18 protein-coding genes are annotated in these 20,679 nt (G+C 41.0%); 12 read left to right on the forward strand and 6 right to left on the reverse strand.

From position 1 onward, the window contains the following. Nucleotides 1-602: 602 nt before the first annotated feature. From CDC33_RS28105 to CDC33_RS28155, 11 genes are all read left to right on the forward strand, one after another. Nucleotides 603-1,220, forward strand: a complete 618-nt coding sequence (locus CDC33_RS28105) for a hypothetical protein (RefSeq protein ID WP_109011725.1) — start codon at nucleotides 603-605, stop codon at nucleotides 1,218-1,220. A gap of 25 nt (nucleotides 1,221-1,245) precedes the next feature. Beyond that, entirely contained in the window at nucleotides 1,246-1,617 is a 372-nt protein-coding gene (locus CDC33_RS28110) for a hypothetical protein (RefSeq protein ID WP_109011726.1), read from the forward strand. Then, complete coding sequence (locus CDC33_RS28115; protein ID WP_109011727.1) at nucleotides 1,571-4,318, forward strand: putative type IV secretion/conjugal transfer ATPase; 2,748 nt, start codon at nucleotides 1,571-1,573, stop codon at nucleotides 4,316-4,318. The genes CDC33_RS28110 and CDC33_RS28115 overlap by 47 nt, the downstream gene beginning before the upstream one ends. Nucleotides 4,319-4,493: 175 nt before the next feature. Further along, nucleotides 4,494-5,354: a hypothetical protein gene (locus CDC33_RS28120; protein ID WP_109011728.1), complete on the forward strand. Its 861-nt coding sequence runs from the start codon at nucleotides 4,494-4,496 to the stop codon at nucleotides 5,352-5,354. Nucleotides 5,355-5,506: 152 nt separating this feature from the next. Then, a complete protein-coding gene (locus CDC33_RS28125) occupies nucleotides 5,507-6,577 on the forward strand; it encodes a hypothetical protein (RefSeq protein ID WP_109011729.1) in 1,071 nt (356 codons plus the stop codon). Nucleotides 6,578-6,943: 366 nt separating this feature from the next. Continuing rightward, a complete protein-coding gene (locus CDC33_RS28130) occupies nucleotides 6,944-7,771 on the forward strand; it encodes a hypothetical protein (RefSeq protein ID WP_109011730.1) in 828 nt (275 codons plus the stop codon). 253 nt (nucleotides 7,772-8,024) lie between these two features. Then, on the forward strand, nucleotides 8,025-8,729 hold the full coding sequence (locus tag CDC33_RS28135) for a hypothetical protein (protein WP_109011731.1): 705 nt from the start codon (nucleotides 8,025-8,027) through the stop codon (nucleotides 8,727-8,729). After that, nucleotides 8,726-10,324 (forward strand): TrbI/VirB10 family protein, encoded by a 1,599-nt coding sequence (locus CDC33_RS28140; RefSeq protein ID WP_109011732.1) that lies wholly within the window; start codon nucleotides 8,726-8,728, stop codon nucleotides 10,322-10,324. Before CDC33_RS28135 ends, CDC33_RS28140 begins: the two co-directional genes overlap by 4 nt. 274 nt (nucleotides 10,325-10,598) lie before the next feature. Then, a complete protein-coding gene (locus tag CDC33_RS28145; RefSeq protein ID WP_109011733.1) occupies nucleotides 10,599-11,171 on the forward strand; it encodes a hypothetical protein in 573 nt (190 codons plus the stop codon). A 580-nt stretch (nucleotides 11,172-11,751) separates the two neighbouring features. Further along, a complete protein-coding gene (locus CDC33_RS28150; RefSeq protein ID WP_109011734.1) occupies nucleotides 11,752-11,991 on the forward strand; it encodes a hypothetical protein in 240 nt (79 codons plus the stop codon). Between the two features lie 63 nt (nucleotides 11,992-12,054). Continuing rightward, on the forward strand, nucleotides 12,055-12,312 hold the full coding sequence (locus CDC33_RS28155) for a hypothetical protein (protein ID WP_109011735.1): 258 nt from the start codon (nucleotides 12,055-12,057) through the stop codon (nucleotides 12,310-12,312). Between the two features lie 2 nt (nucleotides 12,313-12,314). On the opposite strand, the gene CDC33_RS28160 is transcribed toward CDC33_RS28155, so the two are convergent. The 6 genes from CDC33_RS28160 to CDC33_RS28185 all read right to left on the reverse strand — a co-directional run bounded on the left by CDC33_RS28160 (nucleotide 12,315) and on the right by CDC33_RS28185 (nucleotide 19,478). After that, a complete protein-coding gene (locus tag CDC33_RS28160; RefSeq protein ID WP_109011736.1) occupies nucleotides 12,315-14,051 on the reverse strand; it encodes an ABC transporter ATP-binding protein in 1,737 nt (578 codons plus the stop codon). A 283-nt stretch (nucleotides 14,052-14,334) separates the two neighbouring features. Then, complete coding sequence (locus tag CDC33_RS28165) at nucleotides 14,335-15,549, reverse strand: lipid-A-disaccharide synthase-related protein (RefSeq protein ID WP_109011737.1); 1,215 nt, start codon at nucleotides 15,547-15,549, stop codon at nucleotides 14,335-14,337. A 288-nt stretch (nucleotides 15,550-15,837) separates the two neighbouring features. After that, on the reverse strand, nucleotides 15,838-16,515 hold the full coding sequence (gene plsY, locus CDC33_RS28170; protein ID WP_109011738.1) for a glycerol-3-phosphate 1-O-acyltransferase PlsY: 678 nt from the start codon (nucleotides 16,513-16,515) through the stop codon (nucleotides 15,838-15,840). Nucleotides 16,516-16,591: 76 nt separating this feature from the next. After that, nucleotides 16,592-17,875: a DUF3086 domain-containing protein gene (locus tag CDC33_RS28175; RefSeq protein ID WP_109011739.1), complete on the reverse strand. Its 1,284-nt coding sequence runs from the start codon at nucleotides 17,873-17,875 to the stop codon at nucleotides 16,592-16,594. A gap of 137 nt (nucleotides 17,876-18,012) precedes the next feature. Continuing rightward, nucleotides 18,013-18,399 carry a DUF3119 family protein gene (locus CDC33_RS28180; protein ID WP_181374159.1) on the reverse strand — a complete coding sequence of 129 codons (387 nt, stop codon included), beginning with the start codon at nucleotides 18,397-18,399 and terminating at the stop codon, nucleotides 18,013-18,015. Nucleotides 18,400-18,683: 284 nt separating this feature from the next. Then, a complete protein-coding gene (locus CDC33_RS28185) occupies nucleotides 18,684-19,478 on the reverse strand; it encodes an MlaE family lipid ABC transporter permease subunit (protein ID WP_109011740.1) in 795 nt (264 codons plus the stop codon). Between the two features lie 486 nt (nucleotides 19,479-19,964). Here CDC33_RS28185 and CDC33_RS28190 point away from each other — a divergent pair, with 486 nt between their 5' ends. Beyond that, the gene (locus CDC33_RS28190; RefSeq protein ID WP_109011741.1) at nucleotides 19,965-20,261 is read left to right on the forward strand and encodes a hypothetical protein; all 297 of its coding nucleotides are present in this window, start codon (nucleotides 19,965-19,967) and stop codon (nucleotides 20,259-20,261) included. The last annotated feature ends 418 nt before the right edge of the window (nucleotides 20,262-20,679 follow it).

A 20,679-nucleotide genomic window follows, 5' to 3' on the forward strand; every position in this document is an offset into this window, starting at 1 on the left:
ACGCCGAAATAGCAAATGAGTATGCCGAAATAGCAAATGCGTATGCCAACTCTGCACTTAGTTACAAAAATAGCTTGCTTTTTGTAAGTATTCTCTCAAAAATTAAATAGAATTGCGATATTTAGCTAAAAGGATAAAGTGTAGTCTATTTCCTACTGGTAACGGTAGACTGAAATTAACTACATGCGAATGGTAATGTTAATGTAGTATATTTTGTAAGGTCTTATCCATACAAAACAGTGGCTTGGAGTAATAAAATGTTTAGTATAGAACTTGTAACAATGCTGCCAAGCATTGTCTGGCGTTTCTACCGATACCAACCTCTGGTTGAGGCAAAAGCGCTGGCATAGAAAGAGCTTAAAAGGACTGTAGCAGTTCTGGTTTAAAGCTCGAAACCTAGCTTCTCAAACCATGCATAATTCTTTTTTAAACTAAAATTAATATTTAATTAACTGAAATGAATAATAATTTGTATCCAATGTAACATTTTACTGAAAAATTTATAATTTTATTAAAAATAAATGTTAATTCATGTTAAATTGACTGAAATATTGTAAATTTTTAGACAATAAACACTCAAGTACACCATAGGAAAATTAGCAATGTCTAGACAAAGTTCTCACAAGAGAAACTTTTTCAAAGCTTTAACTGGTAGCGCACTCAAAGGATCTCAGAAGTTAAGACTGGGACTAAAATCTAGCTTGATGATTCTGGGGGAATCTGTACCCTTTTTGATTGCTTGTGCTGTACTTGTAAGCGTTATCAGCCTAAATAGTCCTATTTTGCTTTTTTGTTTACTAGTTGGTAGTTTAATTGCAGTCATCACCCAGCAAATTGGGCAACAGGTAAATTTACCAAGGCGATCGCTAATAATATTACAAATATTAGCAGCAGCCGTAATTTTGAGTTTGTATTGGTTAGACTGGTTTGCAGCCCCTGCACAAGCACAGTTTTTTGGAGAAGCTGAAAAGTTTTTCAAAAGAAACTTAGGTGGAGCACAAGCAGCTGGTGGTGGTAGTGAGACAGCAATAAGTTTGATATTTAATGTGTTGCGGGCGATATACTTACTCTATATTGCAATTTCTCTAGTTGGTGTGATTAACGCAGTGCGTAAGGATGAGGATTGGCAAAGCATTGCCAGAACTCCTCTATTAGTCGTTGTTGCTGTTACCGTTGCTGATGTACTCACACGCTTTGTAATTGGTCCACAAGGGCAGTAAATAATTTAGATATTTCATATTTCAAATGTCTCAAGAGCGGGAACAAGATTTTCGTCCAGTCAATCAGGTTCTAGGAAGCCAACCCTCATTAGGGCCAATCCCTGCTGATCAAATTCTTCCTTGGACAGTAATTGCTTTAGCTTCCTATTTTATTGTCAACGGAGTTTTTGGTGGTCTTTTCCAAGAAGAGTTTCAAAAGTGGTTGTGGACAATACTAATGACTGGTTGGGGAATAGGAACTTGGTGGATTTTAACTGGTGGTAGGAGTTGGAGTTTTTTAAGTAAATTTATAGGCGTTCCCGCTTGGACAAGAGGCTTTGCTCGTTATCAAAGCTTATTAGAAGTTAATCATGAAGCAAAAAATCGGAAAACAAAGCGTCGGCGTCGCCGGAAATGAAGGTAGATTAACACCATTTGAAGATGCCTTGCACTTGGCGACAATGCTACGTGTCGCAATGAATGGACGTGATATTGGCGCTTACCTTTTGACAAAAGGCACTCAAAGAGATAGGTTTTGCTTTGTTTTTGGTTTTGACTGTAAGGGAATTCATACCACTTTAAGAGCCGAACAAATCGATACACTCTTTAATAACATTGAAGCCGGATTGAAAGACATTCCTAGCGGTGAAAGAATGACACTGCATTTAGGATCTTTTAGTTCCGACAAAGAGCGCCAAAAAGAATTAGTATCGTTAATCAGAAATGCGCCATCACGAGATATTAAATATTTGTTGATGGCAGAAAGAGCCAGAGTCAAAGAATTAACTATATCTGGTGTTCGTAAGCCAAAATTTTTGCGAATTTATGTCACTTACACCATTGAATCCAACTCCAGAAATGCAGATGATTGGATAGAAAAACTTTTAGTGAGAGCAGAATCATGGTGGTTAAAATTTAAAGGGGATCTTTCAGATGTAGAAAACCAGCGCATAGAAACGCTGATAACAAATGCTTACAAGCAAGGTTTTCTACGCTGGGAGCAAATTTTATCTAACCAAATGGGATTGGATGTCAAACCTTTGAAAGCTGATGAACTCTGGGAAGGCATCTGGAAAAGGTTTAATGATACGCAGCCAATACCGATTCCCCAATTGCTGACTTTAGATGAACAAGGACTGCACGAGCAAGTTAATTCAGATTTAGCTAGTACTAAATTGCTTTTAGACAATATCCACGGCACAACTTTGCTGATGGAGTCTAGCGTACCTTGTGCCGATCGCCGTTGGGTTAATGTTAACAATCGTTATATTGGCGCACTCTCATTTCTCGAAAAACCCGGAGGTTGGGCAAATAAATCTACTCAACTGCGCTATTTATGGGAACTGTTGGCTAGAGAAACAGTAGTAGATACAGAGATTTTTTGTGAATTGACTGCGGCAAATCCAGCAATGGTGAAAACTACTTTGCAACGAGTCTTGAAGCAGTCAAACATGACAACAATCATGGCTCAAGAAAAAAGTAAAACTATTGATGTCAACGCGCAATTAAAGTTGAAGAAATCGGTAGCAGCACAAGAACAATTATTTGAAGGTGCAGTCCCGATTTATACGAGTATCGTTATTTTAGTACATCGTCCAACTGTCGATAAATTAGATGAGGCAACAAGATATATTGAAAACTGTTTTCAACGTCCAGCAAAATTAATTAGAGAAACTGAATACGCCTGGAAAATTTGGCTGCAAACTCTCCCAATAGTTTGGGAAGGTTTGTTAGCGACACCTTTCAATCGTCGCCAGCTATATTTAACCAGTGAAGTTCCCGGATTAATGCCTTTAGTTTTAACTAAACAGGGTGATAAACAAGGCTTTGAGTTGATTGCTGAAGAAGGTGGAACACCCATACATTTAGATTTGTTTAATCAGCACAAAAATTTAGCTTTGTTTGCCACAACGCGTGCTGGTAAATCGGTGTTGGTATCAGGGATTTTAACTCAGGCTTTGGCGCATGGTATTCCGGTTGTGGCGTTAGATTTCCCAAAACCTGATGGTACATCTACTTTTACTGATTACACAGAGTTTATGGGGGTCAATGGAGCGTACTTTGATATCTCCAAACAATCGAATAACTTATTTGAACAGCCAGACTTACGATCGCTAGATCCAGAACAACAGCGCGATCGCTTTAACGATTATACCGCCTTCCTAGAATCAGCTTTGATGACAATGGTTTTAGGATCATCGACTGAAAGTCAAATTTTATCGCAAACCGTGCGATCGCTCCTCAACTTGGCATTAGAAGCCTTCTTTGCTGATGAGGGTATAAAACAGCGATATATACAGGCGATGGCGGGAGGATTTGGCACTCAGGCTTGGCTGAAAACTCCTACTTTAAAAGATTTTCTGTATTTCTGTTCATCAGAACACTTGCAGCTAAATACTTTAACAGGCAGAGTAGAAGATGCTCTTAGTCAAATTCAGTTGCGCTTGCGGTTTTGGCTTTCTAGTCGCGTGGGACAAGCTATTTCTGCACCATCGAGCTTTCCCACCGATGCACAACTTTTAGTTTTTGCTCTGAGAAACCTATCAGATAGTGAAGATGCAGCCGTACTATCTCTAAGTGCCTATTCAGCAGCATTACGACGCGCATTAGGTAGTCCAGCTTCTATATTCTTCATTGACGAAGCACCAATTCTATTTGAATTCGAGCAAATTTCTGACTTAGTTGGCAGAGTTTGTGCAAACGGCGCTAAAGCCGGTATCAGAGTCATCTTATCAGGACAAGATCCTGATACAATTGCCAAGTCTAAAGCTGCATCTAAGATTTTGCAAAACTTGACAACACGATTGATTGGACGCATTCAGCCGGTTGCAGTCGATAGTTTTGCAGATATCTTAAAATATCCCCGCAATATTATTGCTCGTAATGCCTCAGAAAGCTTTTTTCCCCGCAAAGAAAGCGTTTATAGCCAATGGCTGTTAGATGATAACGGTATTTATACATTCTGTCGTTATTATCCAGGTTACGAACAATTGGCAGCAGTTGCTAATAACCCTGCTGAACAAACTGCACGCAGTAAAATGATGCAACTTCATAGCGATAAATATGAAGCAATTTCTGCATTTGCACGTCAGTTAGTGGCTAATCTGCGTAGTAGTTAATCGGGTTATGTAAGCAGTTAACAGTGATTGAAAAAGTTATATAGAACCCTCATTTGATTTTTGAAAAAACTCCGTATAACTCAAACAAGCCGATTCCCCACTCCCCACTCCCTACTCCCTACCTTCTTATAAATCATAATTAAAAAGCTAAATTACCTTTTTCAGGCACAAATGTATGCGAAAAACTACCATTTTTACTCTGACGTTGCTATCCCTAGCAATCCTACCAGTAATGGCACAACAAGATCAAACGCTAGTAGGTCAGGTTTGGAGTGATTTTCAATCATATTCTAGAGATTTGCAAGATTACTTTCAATATAGGAATGTTAACGAAAACTTAAACCCTGAATCAGATGGTCAAAATGCTATTAGTGCTACCAGTAACGAGGGAGAATTAAAAATACCTAACCCCGTCGCTGCGGGACAAAAGGTTCGTGATAATGTGAATTACTACTCTTATCGTTCACAGTCTAAAGCAAGCCGCTTTGAAAATAATGCAGCAGTACGGGGAAATTTAGCTAGTAATGAACTCAATCGTTTAATGACCCGTGGAATAGCGGTAGGTGTTCTTGGTAAAAATGCACAAAGTCGGACAAAAGGAAAGTTAGAAAATATTCAGGATGAGCTTTTTGGAAATCTTAATGATGGAGGAAGTACCCCACCACCACCAACAAATTGTACTGGTGATCCTGTTCAGAAACAAGCATGTGATGCTGTAGTAGCATTAACAACTACATTGCTAAATCTAAACAACGAAACCATTCAAATGCAAAAATTACAAGCAAAAATTGTAGCCGAAACATTTGTCCAGTCAATACAAACGAATCAGTCTTTACAATATTCTAATTTAAATTTAGCAAACATTTCTCAGCAGGCAGAAGAGGCAAATCGCGCTCGAAGAGTAGATACATCTACAGAAACAGCGCGACTTTTACGAGCTACTTCTCAACTAGATTTGTTTGGTAAAGAAAAAATTGGGAATGAGGATCTTAGGATCAAAAGAAGTATAACTATCCGTACAAAAATAAATTTTTAAAATACTTAAACTTCTACAAGCTAACAGTAAGTCTAAAAAACAGTTTGGTAGGTTGCGTTACGCTGTCGCTAATGCACCGAAAGCATCCGAAATGGTGCGTTAAGAACGTAACGCACTCTACGAAATTTCAAAAAACAGTCAATTAACTCAAAATGCAACTTGCTATTCAACTAATTTTTGCCCAATTAGAACCCCAATTAGGCATTGATGAGGTTCTCACTAAGGGTGCTGTAACTTCCCAAAGTATTGCCGAGGGTTGGAATAGTCAATGGCTGAATTTATTACAAAATACTGGCAATGGTACTTTGTATGGAACACTGACAACGCTGGGTATTTTTTTTGCAGTAGGAACCCTGTTATTTTTTATGATACAATTCCTCAAAGACTTAATATCCTACGAATATAGTCGTCCAATATCAGCTTTAATCTGGCCTTTTGTAGTGGTGATTCTCTTAAGTAATTCAGGTAAAGGAAGTATCCTTTCTAATCTGACACTGGGGTTACGGGGTTATTTAAACACTGTGAATCAGCAATTAGTGGTATCACCAAATACGAGTAAAATGTACCAAGAAGCGCTGAATATGAGTGTTGCAGAAGAAGTAACTGGTTCTTTTCTGCGTCCTTGCCAATCGCTAACTGGTGAACAACAAAGTGAATGCTTTAAGAGAGCTACCGATAGAATCATTATTCTCTTGAGGAGATATAGAACTACATACGGAAATAAAAACTGGATAATTAGACTACAAGATAAAGTAAATGAGATAAATAATGTTAGTTCTGTTCGTGGCATAGTATCAGAAACGTCATTTAATTCTTTGTTAGGTTCTACAGTGCAAACAAGCATCAAAAGCTTTTTAGTTTCCTTACAATATGCGTTTCAGAATTTGATAGAAGCTACTATGTTGCTGATAGCACTTTTAGGGCCAATAGCTGTAGGTGGATCTTTACTACCTGTAGCTGGTAAACCAATTTTTGCATGGCTGACCGGATTTTTATCTATTGGAATTGCCAAGATTTCATTCAATATTATTGCTGTGCTGACTGCCGCAGTTATTGTAAATGGCCCAGGTCAAAATTTTAATGCTGATCCAGATTTAATGTGGTTCATAATTTTTCTGGGAATTTTAGCACCAATTTTATCGCTACTTGTGGCTGCTGCTGGCGGTTTTGCCCTCTTCAGTGGGATCAGTAATACAGCTTCTTTAGTAAGGGAGAGGATTTAACAATTAAAAATTAAAAATTTAAAATGAATAAAATTTTGATAAGTGTCCTGACTGCGGAATTATATGCAAATCGTAATTAACATAAGCCCTCTTGCAAAAGTTTCTAGCACCCCACCTCCAACTCCTTCCCGCTTGCGGGGCTACATATACACAAGTCAAATTACCCCCCTTAATCCCCCCTTAGAAAGGGGGGAAACAGGAGTCTAGTTCCCTCCTCCCCTTTCCAAGGGGGCAAACAGGAATCTAGTTCCCTCCCCTTTCCAAGGGGAGGGTTAGGGTGGGGTAAAACTGACGCGAAAAACCAGGTGAGTAAACTATTTCAGACTTATAGAATAGCTGAATTTTTTTGCAGGAGAAGATGAGTAAATGGTGCGTTTACTAGAAAAAAGACAAAGAACGACGGCAAGTGTTTTAACGATTTTTGCGATCGCAACCTTCAGTTTACATATACTAGTTTTATTTTTTTTATTATTACAAGGGCTAAATATTCGCCAACTCAGTGTGAGAAAACCTCCTAACTTCGTGCAATTAATAGACGGTAAACCAGTAGCTAATATTGATGATTTAGCAAGAGAACCCGAAGCTATTCGCCAATTCGTCAGCAAAACGATGATATCAATGTTTAGCTGGTCTGGAACCTTACCAGTACAAAATATTGAAGAAGTTGCAAACCCCAAACCAGATTTAGGAGTTCTTATTCAAGCACCTCAAGGGGGTAGCCAAAAAGTTAGTACCAGCAGTTGGATAGCTAGTTTTGCCTTATCCGAAGACTTTCGCAAAGGTTTCTTAAGCACAGTTGCAGAAATGACACCAGCAGAAGTTTTCTCTGAAAATCCCAATCTAGCTATGACATCACAATTAGTGATTAAGCGAGTTTATCCGCCAAGACAAATTGCACCAGGTAAGTGGCGAGTCGGTATGGTAGCCGACTTAATCCAAAAAAACCGAGTTGGTGGTGCAAGACTTATAACTCCTTTTAACAAAGATTTACTTGTACGTGCAGCAGATTATTTTGGTAATCCCCAAGGCGACAGTGGCACAGACTTGCAAAAAGCAATTTATAGTGTCCGCGCTGATAGATTAGAAATTTATGAAGTTCGTAACTTATGTTTGCTAGATGGCAACAACAGCCTTAACAATGATAAATTAACCCAATGCGGCCCTGGACAAACATCTGATAGCTTTATTAGATGAGTAGGGAGTGGGGAGTAGGGAATGGGGAGTGGGGAGTGGGGAATCAGCCTTTTCGAGTTGAGGGTTTTTTTAAAAAATCAAATAAGACCTATAGATTTCTAATTCACTAATTCAATTTATAGGACTAATATTTTATTTATGAAAAAGCTCGGTACAGATCGAAAAGCCTAATTCCCTACTTCCCACTCCCCACTCCCCACTCCCCACCCACATAGATAATTTCAAAAATCAAATACGATTCCTATAATTATTAATGCAATTACTCAAACCAGAAAATAGGAAAAATAACCCATTGCCACTGTTAGCAGTAGGAACATTTGGGTTACATGTATTGACCTTGCTTTTACTACTATTTCACGGGTCTATGTTACAACAACTAGGCCGACAACTCACACCTCAAAGTTTAGTGCAACTTGTTGATGGTCGCGCTATAACCGTAGACCCCGAACCAAATTTAGAGCGACAGCCAGAGGCTATTCGGCGATTTGTGGGTGAAACTATGAGCTTAATGCTTACCTGGTCAGATCAACAGCCGCCAACGCAAGTCTGGGAAATCACTTCCCAACTCGTAGCTGATAATTTTCAACAAAAACTTCAATCAGAAATTACCAATTTAAATCCAGATAGCCAATTTGAAAATGTTAATAGAGGAGCAGAGAGTGTATTAGTAATCCAAAAAATCTCTCAACCTACAGAAATAGGTAATGGACAGTGGAAAGTGGAGATGTTTGCTAATCAACTAGTATTTAGCGGTTATGATAGGTTGGGAAAATCAACTTCGTTTAATAAACAAATTTTAGTTAGAGCAATAGATGAACCCGCAACTTCCCTACCAAATGCAGCACTACCATTGCAGTTCGCAGCTTACCGCCTTGGTGAAGCCAGACTAGAAATTTATAATGTATGTGATATCAAAGATAAAAATTGTTCTGCAAATCCTAATCAAGCTTTACCATGACTAAATACTCAACTCCTGCGGAAACACCTGCTCAAAATGAATTTACTCTACCTCCCGATGCTCAACAACAAGATGTAGAATCTTTTGATTGGGAATCGCGGATGTCAAGGTTGGTCGGCTTTGATGAAGAATCTTCTCCCGATACCCAAGGATCAGAAGATGTAACATCGCAAGAATCGCTATCTCTTCCACAAGAAGTTCAGACTAAGCAACCCCTCTCATCTAATCCCTTTGCAAAGTTAGGCTTGGTAGGAGCCGCTACCTTTGCGATCGTTTTGGTGGGTGGCGTGTTTTTGTCCCAATTAATGAGTAGCAATCCCAAGCCAAAAACTATTGTTGCTCCACAAGTACCTGAGCAGCCAACTGATGAATCTACCTCTCAACAACTAGCAGGCGAAGTAGATACTCTGAAAACGAAATTAGCCCTGACTGAACAAGCAGAGATGGTGAAAGCCGCGCAACAACAGCTTAGAACTGCCAAATCAGCGTCTACAGTACCTTTACCACAACCGTCAGTTTCTTCTAGAGGTACACAAAGAGTGATCCCAACACCCCCACCAACAGCTTACGTCCCTCGGACAGTGACAGTTGAGCGTGTCGTTAGAGTACCTGCATCTCAACCTTCGCCCCAACTACCAGTTGTGCAGCCAAGCACTCAACGTCAACCTCAACCCGTAGTTAATATAACTCCACCATCTCCACCAAACCCATTGCAAGAGTGGAGAAGGTTAGCAAAGTTAGGTAGCTACGGTCAACTAGATGCTACGAATCAATCTAATAACATAGCAACAGCTCCTGAACCTGTAAATAATCCGCAGCCGCAGCAACAACAGACACCACCACCACCACAAACTTCTGCTCCTGAGGTGAGTCAAGCGCAACCTGTGGGACAGAAATCCTTAGCAGTAGGGACTAGTGCTAGAGCTGTGTTAGCAACAGCGATATCTGGGGAAACTACTACTAGATCAGGCGGTGGTGATGAAGGAAGCCAAGCGAAAAACGTATCCGTGATCATCAAATCGCAAGAAGCACTAAAAGCTAAGGATGGTACTACTGTCATACCTGCAAACACCGAATTTCTAGCTGAAATTAGTTCCATTAACGAACAAGGTCTTGTGCAGATGAACGTAACTAAACTTATCTCGCAAAATAATGGCAACCCTACCGAACAAAGCTTACCCAGCAATGCAATTATTGTTCGCGGTTCCCAAGGTAAACCTTTAGTAGCAAGTAAATATCCCGGTCAAAGTTCGCCCATAGCATCAATGGATGTAGGATCATTCCTTGTGAATGGTATTAGTAAAGCGGCAGCGTTAATAAATACCCCTGATACCACACTCGTTTCCTTACCCAGCACCACCACCACCACTAATAGCGAGGGCAACACCACCCCCGTCACTACTTATACTACTGGTACTATCACTGAGAACAAACGCAACCTTGCAGCGGCGGTTCTGGAAGGTGGTACTACCTCTTTATCACAACAAATTGGACAACGTAATCAACAGGCGATCGCCCAAATGTCACAACCAACTAATATTTGGTTTATGCAAGCTGGTACAAATGTTGAACTATACGTTAATCAACCAATCTAGTTTTAAAAGATAGGATTTATACCAATTTTAGATTTTTGATTGGGTAATAGTAATTGGGAATTAGTTTTCTTTCTATAGGACTAGTATTTGATTTATGAAAAGATACGTAGGGTGTGTTAGCGACAGCGTAACGCACCATCATCAAGGGTTTGGTGCGTTACGAACTGCGTTCTAACACACCCTACAATACCTAATTTTGTTCAAAAATTAAATATGATTCCTATATCTTTCCCATGTTATCCTGTTCTATCTACCAATCTCCCCATTTGCAACCATGAAAAAGAATTCTAACTTGTCAGGAAATACGCCAAGTAATTCTTATTTCCTACCTATAGCTTCCTTAATTTTCTCGGTTGCTATGTTATTGTTGGTAGGTCGCGCTGTCGCTAATAACGCTGTTCTGCGTTCCATATTTTCCTGTCAAGCACAGGGTTTAGGGGGAGCAATACCTACGATTGACGTTTGGTATCAACAAGGAACAAACTTAAGCTTTATTCAGGCTGGAGAAGTAATTAAAAAAGTTTGGTTAAACGATCCATCACAGGTAACTATAGACTTTGATGGGCCAGTATGTATGCAGTTTGGTCAAGACTCTAATAGTAGTGGAGGAGATTGTAAAAACTCCTCAGCGAATGTAATTCAACTCAGACGAATTCAAAAACTAAATATTCCTGGGCTTCCTCCCACTAGTAATACACTTTTAACAGTTGTTACCGAAGGGCAAGGTAGAAATAAGTTGTATACTTTTAAAGTGATATATAAAACAGATAACCCTGAATATCACACTTTAGCAGTTTTTGCCGATCCTTCTGGTCAGGAAGGAGCTTGTGCGAGAGTTCCACAATAAATTTCTCGCAAAAGTACCCGACAGCGAAGACAACTGAACTTTCCCTCCACAAAAAGCGCTGAAGCCTACGTATGTCTGCATTGTGGCTTTTCAAAAAGCTTACTCTAATTCTGACTTTTCACGTTATTTAGTTAGGAAAGCCCACAAAAAAGTAACCCCCTAACCCCCTTCCCGACGCGCAAGGTGGTTTCATACAACCAGAGAAAAACTAAAACTGGGTTTCAAAGCCTCTCTCCGTTTCGGGGAGAGGTTTGGAGAGGGGTGAAAAGCCAAAGAAATCAAAATTTATGTATTTTTCTTTTTTCGTATGAAACCACCCTGCTTTTAGTCTACGTTTCTCAACCCAAGCATATTGGGTTAGAGAGCATCTAACTCTTTGGGCAGTTTTTTTCTTTATAGAGCAAGGTTAGCCTAAAGGTTAGGCACTGCTCTAGTTCAATGAATTGAAAAACGCTATGACTCAACTAGTTAACCGATTCAGCCATTTTCAGCCTATAACTTTATAAATCTTCAGCTAAATACTAACTACAAATTCCAAATCTGTGTAAATATAAAGAAAAGCTTAAGAGGTTACAGACTCATGGTCACTGCCAAAATGATGCAACAGCTTTGGGCTGTAATCGAGTCTACCCAGGTCAGCACCCTGCTCCAGTTTGACGATGCTGCTTTAGTACAAGTGCTTCTGCAACAGTTAAAAGCGAAGCAGGCTATTGATCCCCAGGCAGATAGCAGTCTCAATAGTTATATAAAATCTAAACTGCCCCTGATTCGTGATACGGCTGAAGGTCGATTATCCTTCGGGCAAGGTGGCAATCATTAGTACGAGAAATCAAATGATTTCTCACCGCCAAGCATACGCTCAGAGTTGAAACAGTTGAATATTATGAATAACTGGCTAGTAATTGCCCTAGTAGCTTATCTAATTGGAGCAGCGATTGAAGGGGTGACTACAGCCAGTCAGCTATCTCATTCAGTGCCAGAATTAGCTAAAAACACACAAACTCACCCTTCAGATTCTGCCACTGAATCTAGTTCGACTTGGCGAGTTGTGGCTGCGATCGCCTCAGTAAGTATATGTGGAGCTTTTTTGTGGCCTTGCCGGCTTTTCCACCGTTTAATTAAAAGCAAGGTTAATTCGTAAGCTTAATCCTCATCAGAATAAAACTGTTGGGCATAAAAACGGGCATAGCGTCCTTCCTGAGACAGGAGGGAGGTATGAGTGCCAGCTTCAACCACCTGTCCTTGTTCTAGTACGAGAATGCAGTCAGCCCTACGAACGCTGCTCAAGCGATGGGCGATAACAAACACGGTACGGTTTTGCATGACTCGCTTGATCGCTTCTTGAACTAGTGCTTCTGACTCCGAATCTAAGGCAGAAGTAGCTTCATCCAGGATGAGAATTCGAGGATCGTTGACGATCGCTCTAGCAATGGCTAATCTTTGGCGCTGTCCTCCAGATAGGTTAACTCCGCGTTCGCCAACCCAGCTATGATAACCTTGGGAAAACTGGGTGATGAACGAGTGAGCGTTGGCAATCTTTGCTGCTGACTCAATTGCTGGCAAATTTAATTCTTCTTGACCATAACCAATATTTTGGGCGATCGTTCCCGAAAAAAGAGTAATATCCTGGGGAACAATGCCAATTTGATGGCGCAAACTTGTGAGTGTGACATCACGGATATCAATATCATCAATCAAAATTTCACCCGCCTGGGGGTCATAAAAACGAAGTAAAAGGTTAATTAAAGTCGATTTGCCTGCCCCAGAAGAACCAACCAAGGCAATCACACTACCAGGAGAAGCGTGCAGACAAAGATCCTTAAGCACTGGCTCGTCGGGATTGTAAGCGAAATTGACATGACGATACTCTACCTTACCAGCAATTCGTGGCAGTTCCTTAGCATTGGGTTTTTCAATTAAACTAGGTTGCTTTGCCATCAATTCAAAGATGCGTTCGACGGAAGCTTCTGTCTGCTTGTACTCGTTGTAATTGCTAATCAGCAAGTCGATTGGCTGAATCAGTAATGCCACAGCAGCTAAGAAACTGATAAAGCCTTGAGATGTCAGCTGATTTTGAGAAATCTGCCATCCTCCCAAGAGAAACAGCAGCATAATACTAACTGCTTCCAAAAAACCAACAACAGGAAACTGAAGAGATTTGAGTTGTTGAGCGCGATACTTCGTTTGACGATTATGTTCTGCTTCCTGATTGAATCGCTTGACCTCATACCCTTGTGCTGCAAAAGCTTGAACGACGCGAATTCCGCTAAATACTTCAGTTAACAGAGCCGACAAATTGGAAACTTGATTTTGACTCTGGCGAGATAGCAAAAGTAATCGCTGACCAAATACCCCGATCAACCAAGCCATCAAAGGAGCCAAAATTAAACCCGCAAGGGTAAGTGGCCAATTCAGATAGAGCATGTAAATGGGAATCGCAATTAACTGCAACAGATTGGAAAGAAACTGATGGGATAATTTATCTACAATCTCGCCAACGCGATCGATATCTTCAGTCAGTCGATAAGTGAGGTCACCCGTCTGTGTGGTTTCAAAATAATCCAATCCGAGTTTGTGCAAGTGAGCGTAAACCCGCTTACGCAAATTCAAAACCATATTCAGAGCGGCAGCAATCATAAAGACATTCTGCCCGTATTGACAAAAGCCTCGAACTAAAAATACTACAGTAGCTACTCCGAGCCAGTAGGCAATTTGGTTAACATTTCCCTGACCAAGAAAAACAGCGACCTGACCTGCTAGGTAGGGTATTGCTAGGGTGAGCAATACAAATCCTAAGATACAAACGAATCCCCGAACTAACAGCGGCCATTGAGGCCACAGATAAGGTAACAATTGCCAGTAGCTAGAGCGGACTTTCATAGTTTAATTCTTTATTGTTATCCTTACCGAAAAAAGGCAGGGGGCAGGGGGAGCAGGGGAAGCAGAGGGAGCAGGAGGAAGAAAATATATTTTTTATCTTTTGCTACTTTCTTTTAGAACAAGTAAATTTATTTATGAAAAAAGAAGAAAATATGTATTTCGATAGCGCAGCGTTAGCGACATAGGAGCGTCGCGGAAAGCGCCACAATAAATACTGCGTCCTTATATGAAACCCTTAGATTTATTCATAGGGTTTACCTCCTGCCTCCTGACGCAATTTCTACTAAGTTTCTCCTAAAGAGGTTAGCAGAAAGTGGGCTATTCTCTCAGATGCACCGGGCGGCCCAAATCGCTCAGGGCCATTTTGTTGACACTTAGCGAGATAGTCTGCATCTTGTAAAGTCTCGACTACTCGGCGAGCCGCTTGTTTGAGAGTCTCTGGGCTTGCTGGCCCAGTGCCGATAGTTTGGGCAGAAATGCCCAATAACCGCGTTTGCGCCTCTGCAAATTGATAAGTAAATTGAGGCCCTTCTCCGGGAATCTGGATAATCGGTTTACCAATCGCTACCGCTAAATCCACTGCCAACCCTGCCATCCCAATGACGAGGTTAGAGTAATATACAATATCGTTGAAGGCATCTGAGTAACATCTGACTTCTACAAGCGGTGACTCCTCAGCAGAACTTCCTGGAGGAGAATAGGTGAGTACGCCTTGAGTCAATTGCCAACCTTGACTTTTAGCAATATCGTTTAGTTGCTCCATCAAGTTTGGTACTAAGGCGGCGCGAAACTGGAATCCTGATTCAGGCATCACCTTGGCAATTTCTACCACCAGTTGTAACTGCAAACAGAAATTTCGCGCTGCTTCTGGCATCCGTGAACCTGGCAAAAGAGCGATCATAGGAATGTCCCGTTTCAGATGCAAATCTTTGCCAGCAGGAACGAGGCGATCTAAAGCTGGAATCCCACCAAACCGAGCTTTAGCTATACCTTGCCGTTGGAGGTCAGAAGCTGTATAAGAATCTCTGGTAAAAACTGCCAGACATCGAGAAGAATTCAGATCGTGCCACAGCAGAGGATTGATAGGCAATCGACCTTCATAGAGGGCAGAAAGACAAGAGATAAACGAGACGAAGGGGCGCTTTGTTAAGTAAGCAAATGTCTGCGAGACAAAATCCCCAGTAGCCATAATCAAATCGCAGTTAGGAGCATACTGCAATACCGCTTGTAATTGTCGCCACGTTAACCCAATCAATCCCGATTGAAAATCTTTGAGCAAATAGAGGCGCTTCATGTAGAAGAATCCTCCAGAGGGCATTGTTTGTGTGGGGCCAATAATGGGAATATCCAAGTTGCGGTAAGCTTTTCCTTCCCCTACAATCGGCATTGCTGCCATCTCGATAGAAGGACACAATTGGCGCAGGGTCTGAATAACATGAGAGGTGTGGTTGTCCTCTCCGTGGCCGTTACTGATAAACAAGATTCGCTTAGAAGACATCTTGGGATTTTGGATTAGGTTAAAATGCTTGGTGATCTTTTTTGCCTACGTTGGGTGATACCAATTCTGTATGAAGATGCGCTTATAGTGCAAGAAATAAAGAACGAACCGCCCTTCGGATTCACCAGTCGCCTACGGCGGTAAACTACGCAAATAGATGCTGTGTGTCGTGCCTTATTACAGGTAGATTACGAAAATTATTCTGTGTGTCCAAGCAAATTCTTCAATATACAACCAAATACTGGAGAAGTGGGCATCGGTTGGGGCAAGGTATGTAGCAAAAACTCATTATGTAGTTTGTTCTGGTGTCGCTACATTTTGCCCAATTTTTGGTTCTGTTCCCGCAAGCAGCCGTTCAATATTAGGGCGATGACGCAAAATTACATATAATCCACCGGCAATTCCAAACAAAATATATGGTAGTGGTTGATGCAAAATTACCATAAAAATGGAAACAGCGATCGCACCTGCAATTGAACTCAAAGAGACAATCCGCGATATCACCACCACAATGGCAAACACACCTGCTGTTGCTAAACCTACTTGCCAACTCATAGCCAACAAAATCCCCAAGCTGATAGCAACGGATTTACCACCAGTAAAACCTAAAAAAATTGATTTACTATGTCCCAGGATGGCAGCTAACCCAGTTATTGTTATTAACCACGGTTGCCACACTTGTGCATCTACCGTTGGGGGGATATAATTTTGAATTGGGTTAAAATTGAATAACCAATAGACTAGAGCGATCGCTAATACTCCCTTCAAGGCATCAAGTACTAAAACAAATGCTCCTGGCCCTTTGCCCAAGGTTCTTAGTACGTTAGTTGCTCCAGTGGAACCTGAACCAACTTGCCTAATATCAATACCTTTTAACTGCTTCACAGCAATATACCCAGTGGGAAAAGAACCCAATAGGTAAGCTATAACTACAATTGCTCCGCACAGAGTTAACCAAATAGCCATAATAAAATTCAAAATTCAAAATTTAAAAAGTCAAGAGTAATACCTCTTGACCAATGACTAATGACTAATGACTAATTTAAAAGTCATCATCATAGTTTCTCACGGTTTTGGGGTCAGGAGCAAAAGCTAACCACAAAGGAAATTGCAGCAGTGACAGACTAATTTGCTCCTCTGAATCATCAATGATAATTAAAGGCAATTGATTGGCTTTGGTCAATCGGTCTGCTTTCTGAGCCACAGCATCAGACGCTTCAAATAATACCACGCCCCGGTCTGGGCCAAAATCTGGGCGACCGATTCCTAGACAGTCTTGCAAGCCGCGCCGCCATTCACCCAATCTCTCTGGTGTATTAGCTAAGACTAAGGTACGGACGCGATCGCCATACAGCTTGTGTAATATCGAAATTGCAGCTGAGGCAATCAAAATATTTTGTAAGCGGCTACCCATTGTCCGCAAACCACCCCGTCCCCCTTGAGTAAAAAACCAGTTAGAAACTCTTTCTGCGTGGATTGGTTCAAAGGTACGGCGTAGTTGCCAGGCTGGCCCATAGTAATCTGGTTTATTGCGGTATTGGTCAATTAGGCGGCGAATTTGCTTAGTAGTATCTTGAAACTGCTGTTGGGCAAATTGCGGTATTCCAGGTTGGTTTTCAACTGGTTTAGCCTCTTTTTCTTTTACAGATGGTTTTTCTCGTTCCACCACACTTGGCGTCAGTTGCAACTGCTCGGCAGCAACGGCCAAATCCTGTAAGCTACCAGTGAGATAGTCTTTAAAACCCTGCACCCGAATCGCCAAGTCTTGGGATGTACCGGCAAAAGTGGTTCGCATCTCATTACGGATACGTTCTTGTCGGCGTTCTAGTTGTTCTACAGAAATTTGCAGGGTTTGTTTGCGTTGTTCTAACTGCACCAACGACTCTTGCACAAGTCGTCCCAGCGATGTCTGAGTTTCACCAACTTGTGCCTGAAGATTTTTGTAAAAAGCTTGTAGCTTGGCTATTTCTTCCTTGAGAGCAGCTTCAGCGCTCTGCAACTCTGCAACTCGCTGCTCTGCTTGTGCATATAATGAATGATTTTCTGATCCGAGTGCGGTATTTTCCGGTTCCGACTGCGCTACAAACTCGCCATTTGAATTTTCTGTTAGCTCTACTGTAGAATCTACCACTTCAGAATCTACTACTTCTGCATTAGAGATGAGTGGCTCGAAAGTTGTGTAGTCCTCTGATGAGCTAATGGCTCCTGTTTCTCCCACTGACTCAACAGATTGATTGAGTGGATGTTCAACTGCATTGTTCTGTTCTTGTTTTTCTGCCAACCGCTCATCAATTGGTTCTGGGGTTTGAGATGCCTCTGAGTTCATAAACAATAGTGTAATTCCTATGACGCGAATAAATAGCTTTCAGAAATATTACAATTGACCTGCCATAAAAGTCCTGAGTTATGAGTGCTGAGTTATGAGTCTAGATCGAAACGACTCAGCACAGATGGAACTCAGGATTAAATACGCGGACAACGTTGTTCTAAACAAGTTTTCAAGGTATTGGGATCAAATAAAATCGGCAAAAAGTGAATACTTTTAATTTCTTTAAAGTAAAACAAAATGGGGACTCCATCCCAGAAGATCCGCCAGTTTTGCCATTCTTGGTAGGGAAAGCGCCGAATCAATTTTTCGCCTCTGTAAATATCTAAGTCGGTGGCGGTAAATTGCAAACGCAGCGTTAACGCCTGAAACATGAGAAACAAACCAAACAGTGTAAAAACGGAGCCTACCCACGGTTGTACCAACAGTAGTGGAATAGCGGCAATCACCAACACTATAGGTATATTGTAACTAGGCTTGAGTTCCACAGTAGATGTGGAGTTAGGAGCAAATGAACTGGTCACAGTTTTAAATCCTGCTTTATTTACTAGGCATCTCTCTCCTATTTATTTTAGGAGTCAGGAGTCAGAAGTCAGGAGTTAGAAGTTAAGAGTTAGGAGTGAGGAGTTTTAAAGAATTCGCAATGACGCTCCTACGTCGCTAACGCAATTAAGTTTTGTAAAGGAAATTTTACCCCGACGCAAAACGTTCTGCCTGTCTTGCTGGAGAATTAAACCCTTTAACTTTGTTAACTCATAACTCCTAACTCCTGTACAGACGCGATTAATCGCGTCTCTACTCCTAACTTTTACAGCCCTATGAATGCACTGCCAGTCCCTTGAAACATTAACCAAGAAAGAAAAAAGTTGCTAACAAATATAATTAGCAAGGCAGTCACAACAGCAGTTGTGGTTGACTGTCCTACACCTTTGGCTCCTCCTGTTGTAGTCAACCCCCAACTGCAACCAATTACGGCGATTAAAACGCCAAAACAACACGCCTTAATCAAGGCGCTAAAAATATCCCAGATACCAAGAAAGTTACGAGCTGAGTCTAGGAATGCCGTATCAGAGAGGTTGTAGAGATTTGTCGCAATTATTAATCCCCCGAACATCCCTGTTACCAAAGACAAGAGGGTTAAAATTGGTAGCATTAAACAGCAAGCAAGGACGCGGGGAATAACTAGGTAATCGATTGGATCTGTTTTCAACATCAACATGGCATCGATTTGTTCTGTGACTCGCATGGTACCGATTTCGGCTGCAAAAGCAGAACCGACTCGCCCGGCTAAAATCACTGCTGTCAACACGGGAGAGAGTTCTCGTGTCAACGCGACAGAAAGTACTCCGCCGATAATGTTTCCTGCGCCAAAGTTGATAAATTCCCGCGCCACCTGAATGGTAAACACCGCGCCGACAAAAATAGCCGTCAATAGCGCAATAAATAAGGAATCTGGCCCAACTGCTGCCATTTGTTGCAAGGTGTTGCGCCGATGGATTTTGCCCCTCAATAGGTGAACTAGTACTTGCCCACCCAGAAAAATCGCCGCCAGCAGTCGCTGACTCCATTCTCCTAAACTGGATTTGGATGTAGTCTGGTTCAATGTTCTGTAGCTAACTCGGTGACTGCCTTAAGAATAGCGGAAGTGATTGGGATAGGGAATGGGGAGTGGGGAATGGGGAATGGGGAATGGGGAATGGGGAAAGAGGAAGCAGAAGGCAGAAGTTCTTTAATTTTGAATTTTGAATTTTGAATTTTGAATTGATTTCTCCCCCTGCTTCTTCCCCACCCCCCACAGTGCTAAATATTAACTTTGATTAAAGATGTTCTCAGAAAATGAAGCTGTTATTAAAGGTGTTGCAAACCACTAAATAGGGCTGACTTTAGCTATAAACTTGATTGTGCAAGGGTTTTGTAAATTAAAATCATTCTTGAGATACCCATCATGTACTGTAGCTGGTAGCCGTTTATTTTAATGAAAACTTAAGATTTTTGACAGATTGGTTGGTCAGGAGCGATCGCACGTATTGTAGAAAATGACGAACTGCTATCTAGCTCTTGTCATCTCTACTCACGGAGTTTGTCTTAAATGGCTATTTTTACTAACTTTCTCCGCTCTCTACTGCTGACGATTATTTTTAGTTTTGTCGCTCCCATGTTACTTGTTGGCGGCGGATTGTTCCTTTTACCCCTCATTGGTTACTTCCCCGGCTTACAAGAGTTAACTGAGGCGATCGCTACTCAAATTATGCATTTTCTCGCCACCTTTGGCAGTGGAACTCCCCTACGTGGATTATTTGTGATTAGTTTGACCTGTAGTTTCGTCGGCGCACTGTTTGATATGTACGTTTACTATCGGTGTCAAATTTTACGAATTGATTCATAAGTATAAATAGCTTCGTCAGGCGCTCATGGTCTGTAAAAAATAGGGAAAAGTCATATTCCCTAAAGTGAAAGTACTACTGGTTTTTACCTAAATAGGGATTAGTGTTGCTCAATGAATTTTATTAATTAAATTGAGTGCCGGAATTATTGATTAAATATTTATTATTCATTAGTTATTAGTTATTAATTACTTACAACTAGTACAGGTGCGCGACCCTAGTAAAACAATCCTTAAAAGTTAAAAAGCTAGAATACCAAGGGTTGTAGGATTTTAATTCTACAAAACAGCTAAAATAGTCTGTGCTAAATCATCATGCTGGACGCTAGACTAGAGTTTGGCGTTTTGTGTTATCTGCAATCTTTAAGGACTTGATTAGTATCCATTGAGAATATCAAACAAAACTCACTGCAAAATATAA

Source organism: Nostoc commune NIES-4072, assembly GCF_003113895.1.
Lineage (GTDB): Bacteria > Cyanobacteriota > Cyanobacteriia > Cyanobacteriales > Nostocaceae > Nostoc > Nostoc commune.

What these genes read in the sequence shown, in the direction of transcription:
- CDC33_RS28105 (WP_109011725.1), top strand. Translation starts at nt 603, where the DNA reads ATGTCTAGACAAAGTTCTCACAAGAGAAACTTTTTCAAAGCTTTAACT.
- CDC33_RS28160 (WP_109011736.1), bottom strand. Translation starts at nt 14,051, where the DNA reads ATGAAAGTCCGCTCTAGCTACTGGCAATTGTTACCTTATCTGTGGCCT.
- CDC33_RS28135 (WP_109011731.1), top strand. Translation starts at nt 8,025, where the DNA reads ATGCAATTACTCAAACCAGAAAATAGGAAAAATAACCCATTGCCACTG.
- CDC33_RS28150 (WP_109011734.1), top strand. Translation starts at nt 11,752, where the DNA reads ATGGTCACTGCCAAAATGATGCAACAGCTTTGGGCTGTAATCGAGTCT.
- CDC33_RS28190 (WP_109011741.1), top strand. Translation starts at nt 19,965, where the DNA reads ATGGCTATTTTTACTAACTTTCTCCGCTCTCTACTGCTGACGATTATT.
- CDC33_RS28145 (WP_109011733.1), top strand. Translation starts at nt 10,599, where the DNA reads ATGAAAAAGAATTCTAACTTGTCAGGAAATACGCCAAGTAATTCTTAT.
- CDC33_RS28110 (WP_109011726.1), top strand. Translation starts at nt 1,246, where the DNA reads ATGTCTCAAGAGCGGGAACAAGATTTTCGTCCAGTCAATCAGGTTCTA.
- CDC33_RS28120 (WP_109011728.1), top strand. Translation starts at nt 4,494, where the DNA reads ATGCGAAAAACTACCATTTTTACTCTGACGTTGCTATCCCTAGCAATC.
- plsY (WP_109011738.1), bottom strand. Translation starts at nt 16,515, where the DNA reads ATGGCTATTTGGTTAACTCTGTGCGGAGCAATTGTAGTTATAGCTTAC.
- CDC33_RS28130 (WP_109011730.1), top strand. Translation starts at nt 6,944, where the DNA reads ATGGTGCGTTTACTAGAAAAAAGACAAAGAACGACGGCAAGTGTTTTA.
- CDC33_RS28140 (WP_109011732.1), top strand. Translation starts at nt 8,726, where the DNA reads ATGACTAAATACTCAACTCCTGCGGAAACACCTGCTCAAAATGAATTT.
- CDC33_RS28165 (WP_109011737.1), bottom strand. Translation starts at nt 15,549, where the DNA reads ATGTCTTCTAAGCGAATCTTGTTTATCAGTAACGGCCACGGAGAGGAC.
- CDC33_RS28115 (WP_109011727.1), top strand. Translation starts at nt 1,571, where the DNA reads ATGAAGCAAAAAATCGGAAAACAAAGCGTCGGCGTCGCCGGAAATGAA.
- CDC33_RS28175 (WP_109011739.1), bottom strand. Translation starts at nt 17,875, where the DNA reads ATGAACTCAGAGGCATCTCAAACCCCAGAACCAATTGATGAGCGGTTG.
- CDC33_RS28155 (WP_109011735.1), top strand. Translation starts at nt 12,055, where the DNA reads ATGAATAACTGGCTAGTAATTGCCCTAGTAGCTTATCTAATTGGAGCA.
- CDC33_RS28125 (WP_109011729.1), top strand. Translation starts at nt 5,507, where the DNA reads ATGCAACTTGCTATTCAACTAATTTTTGCCCAATTAGAACCCCAATTA.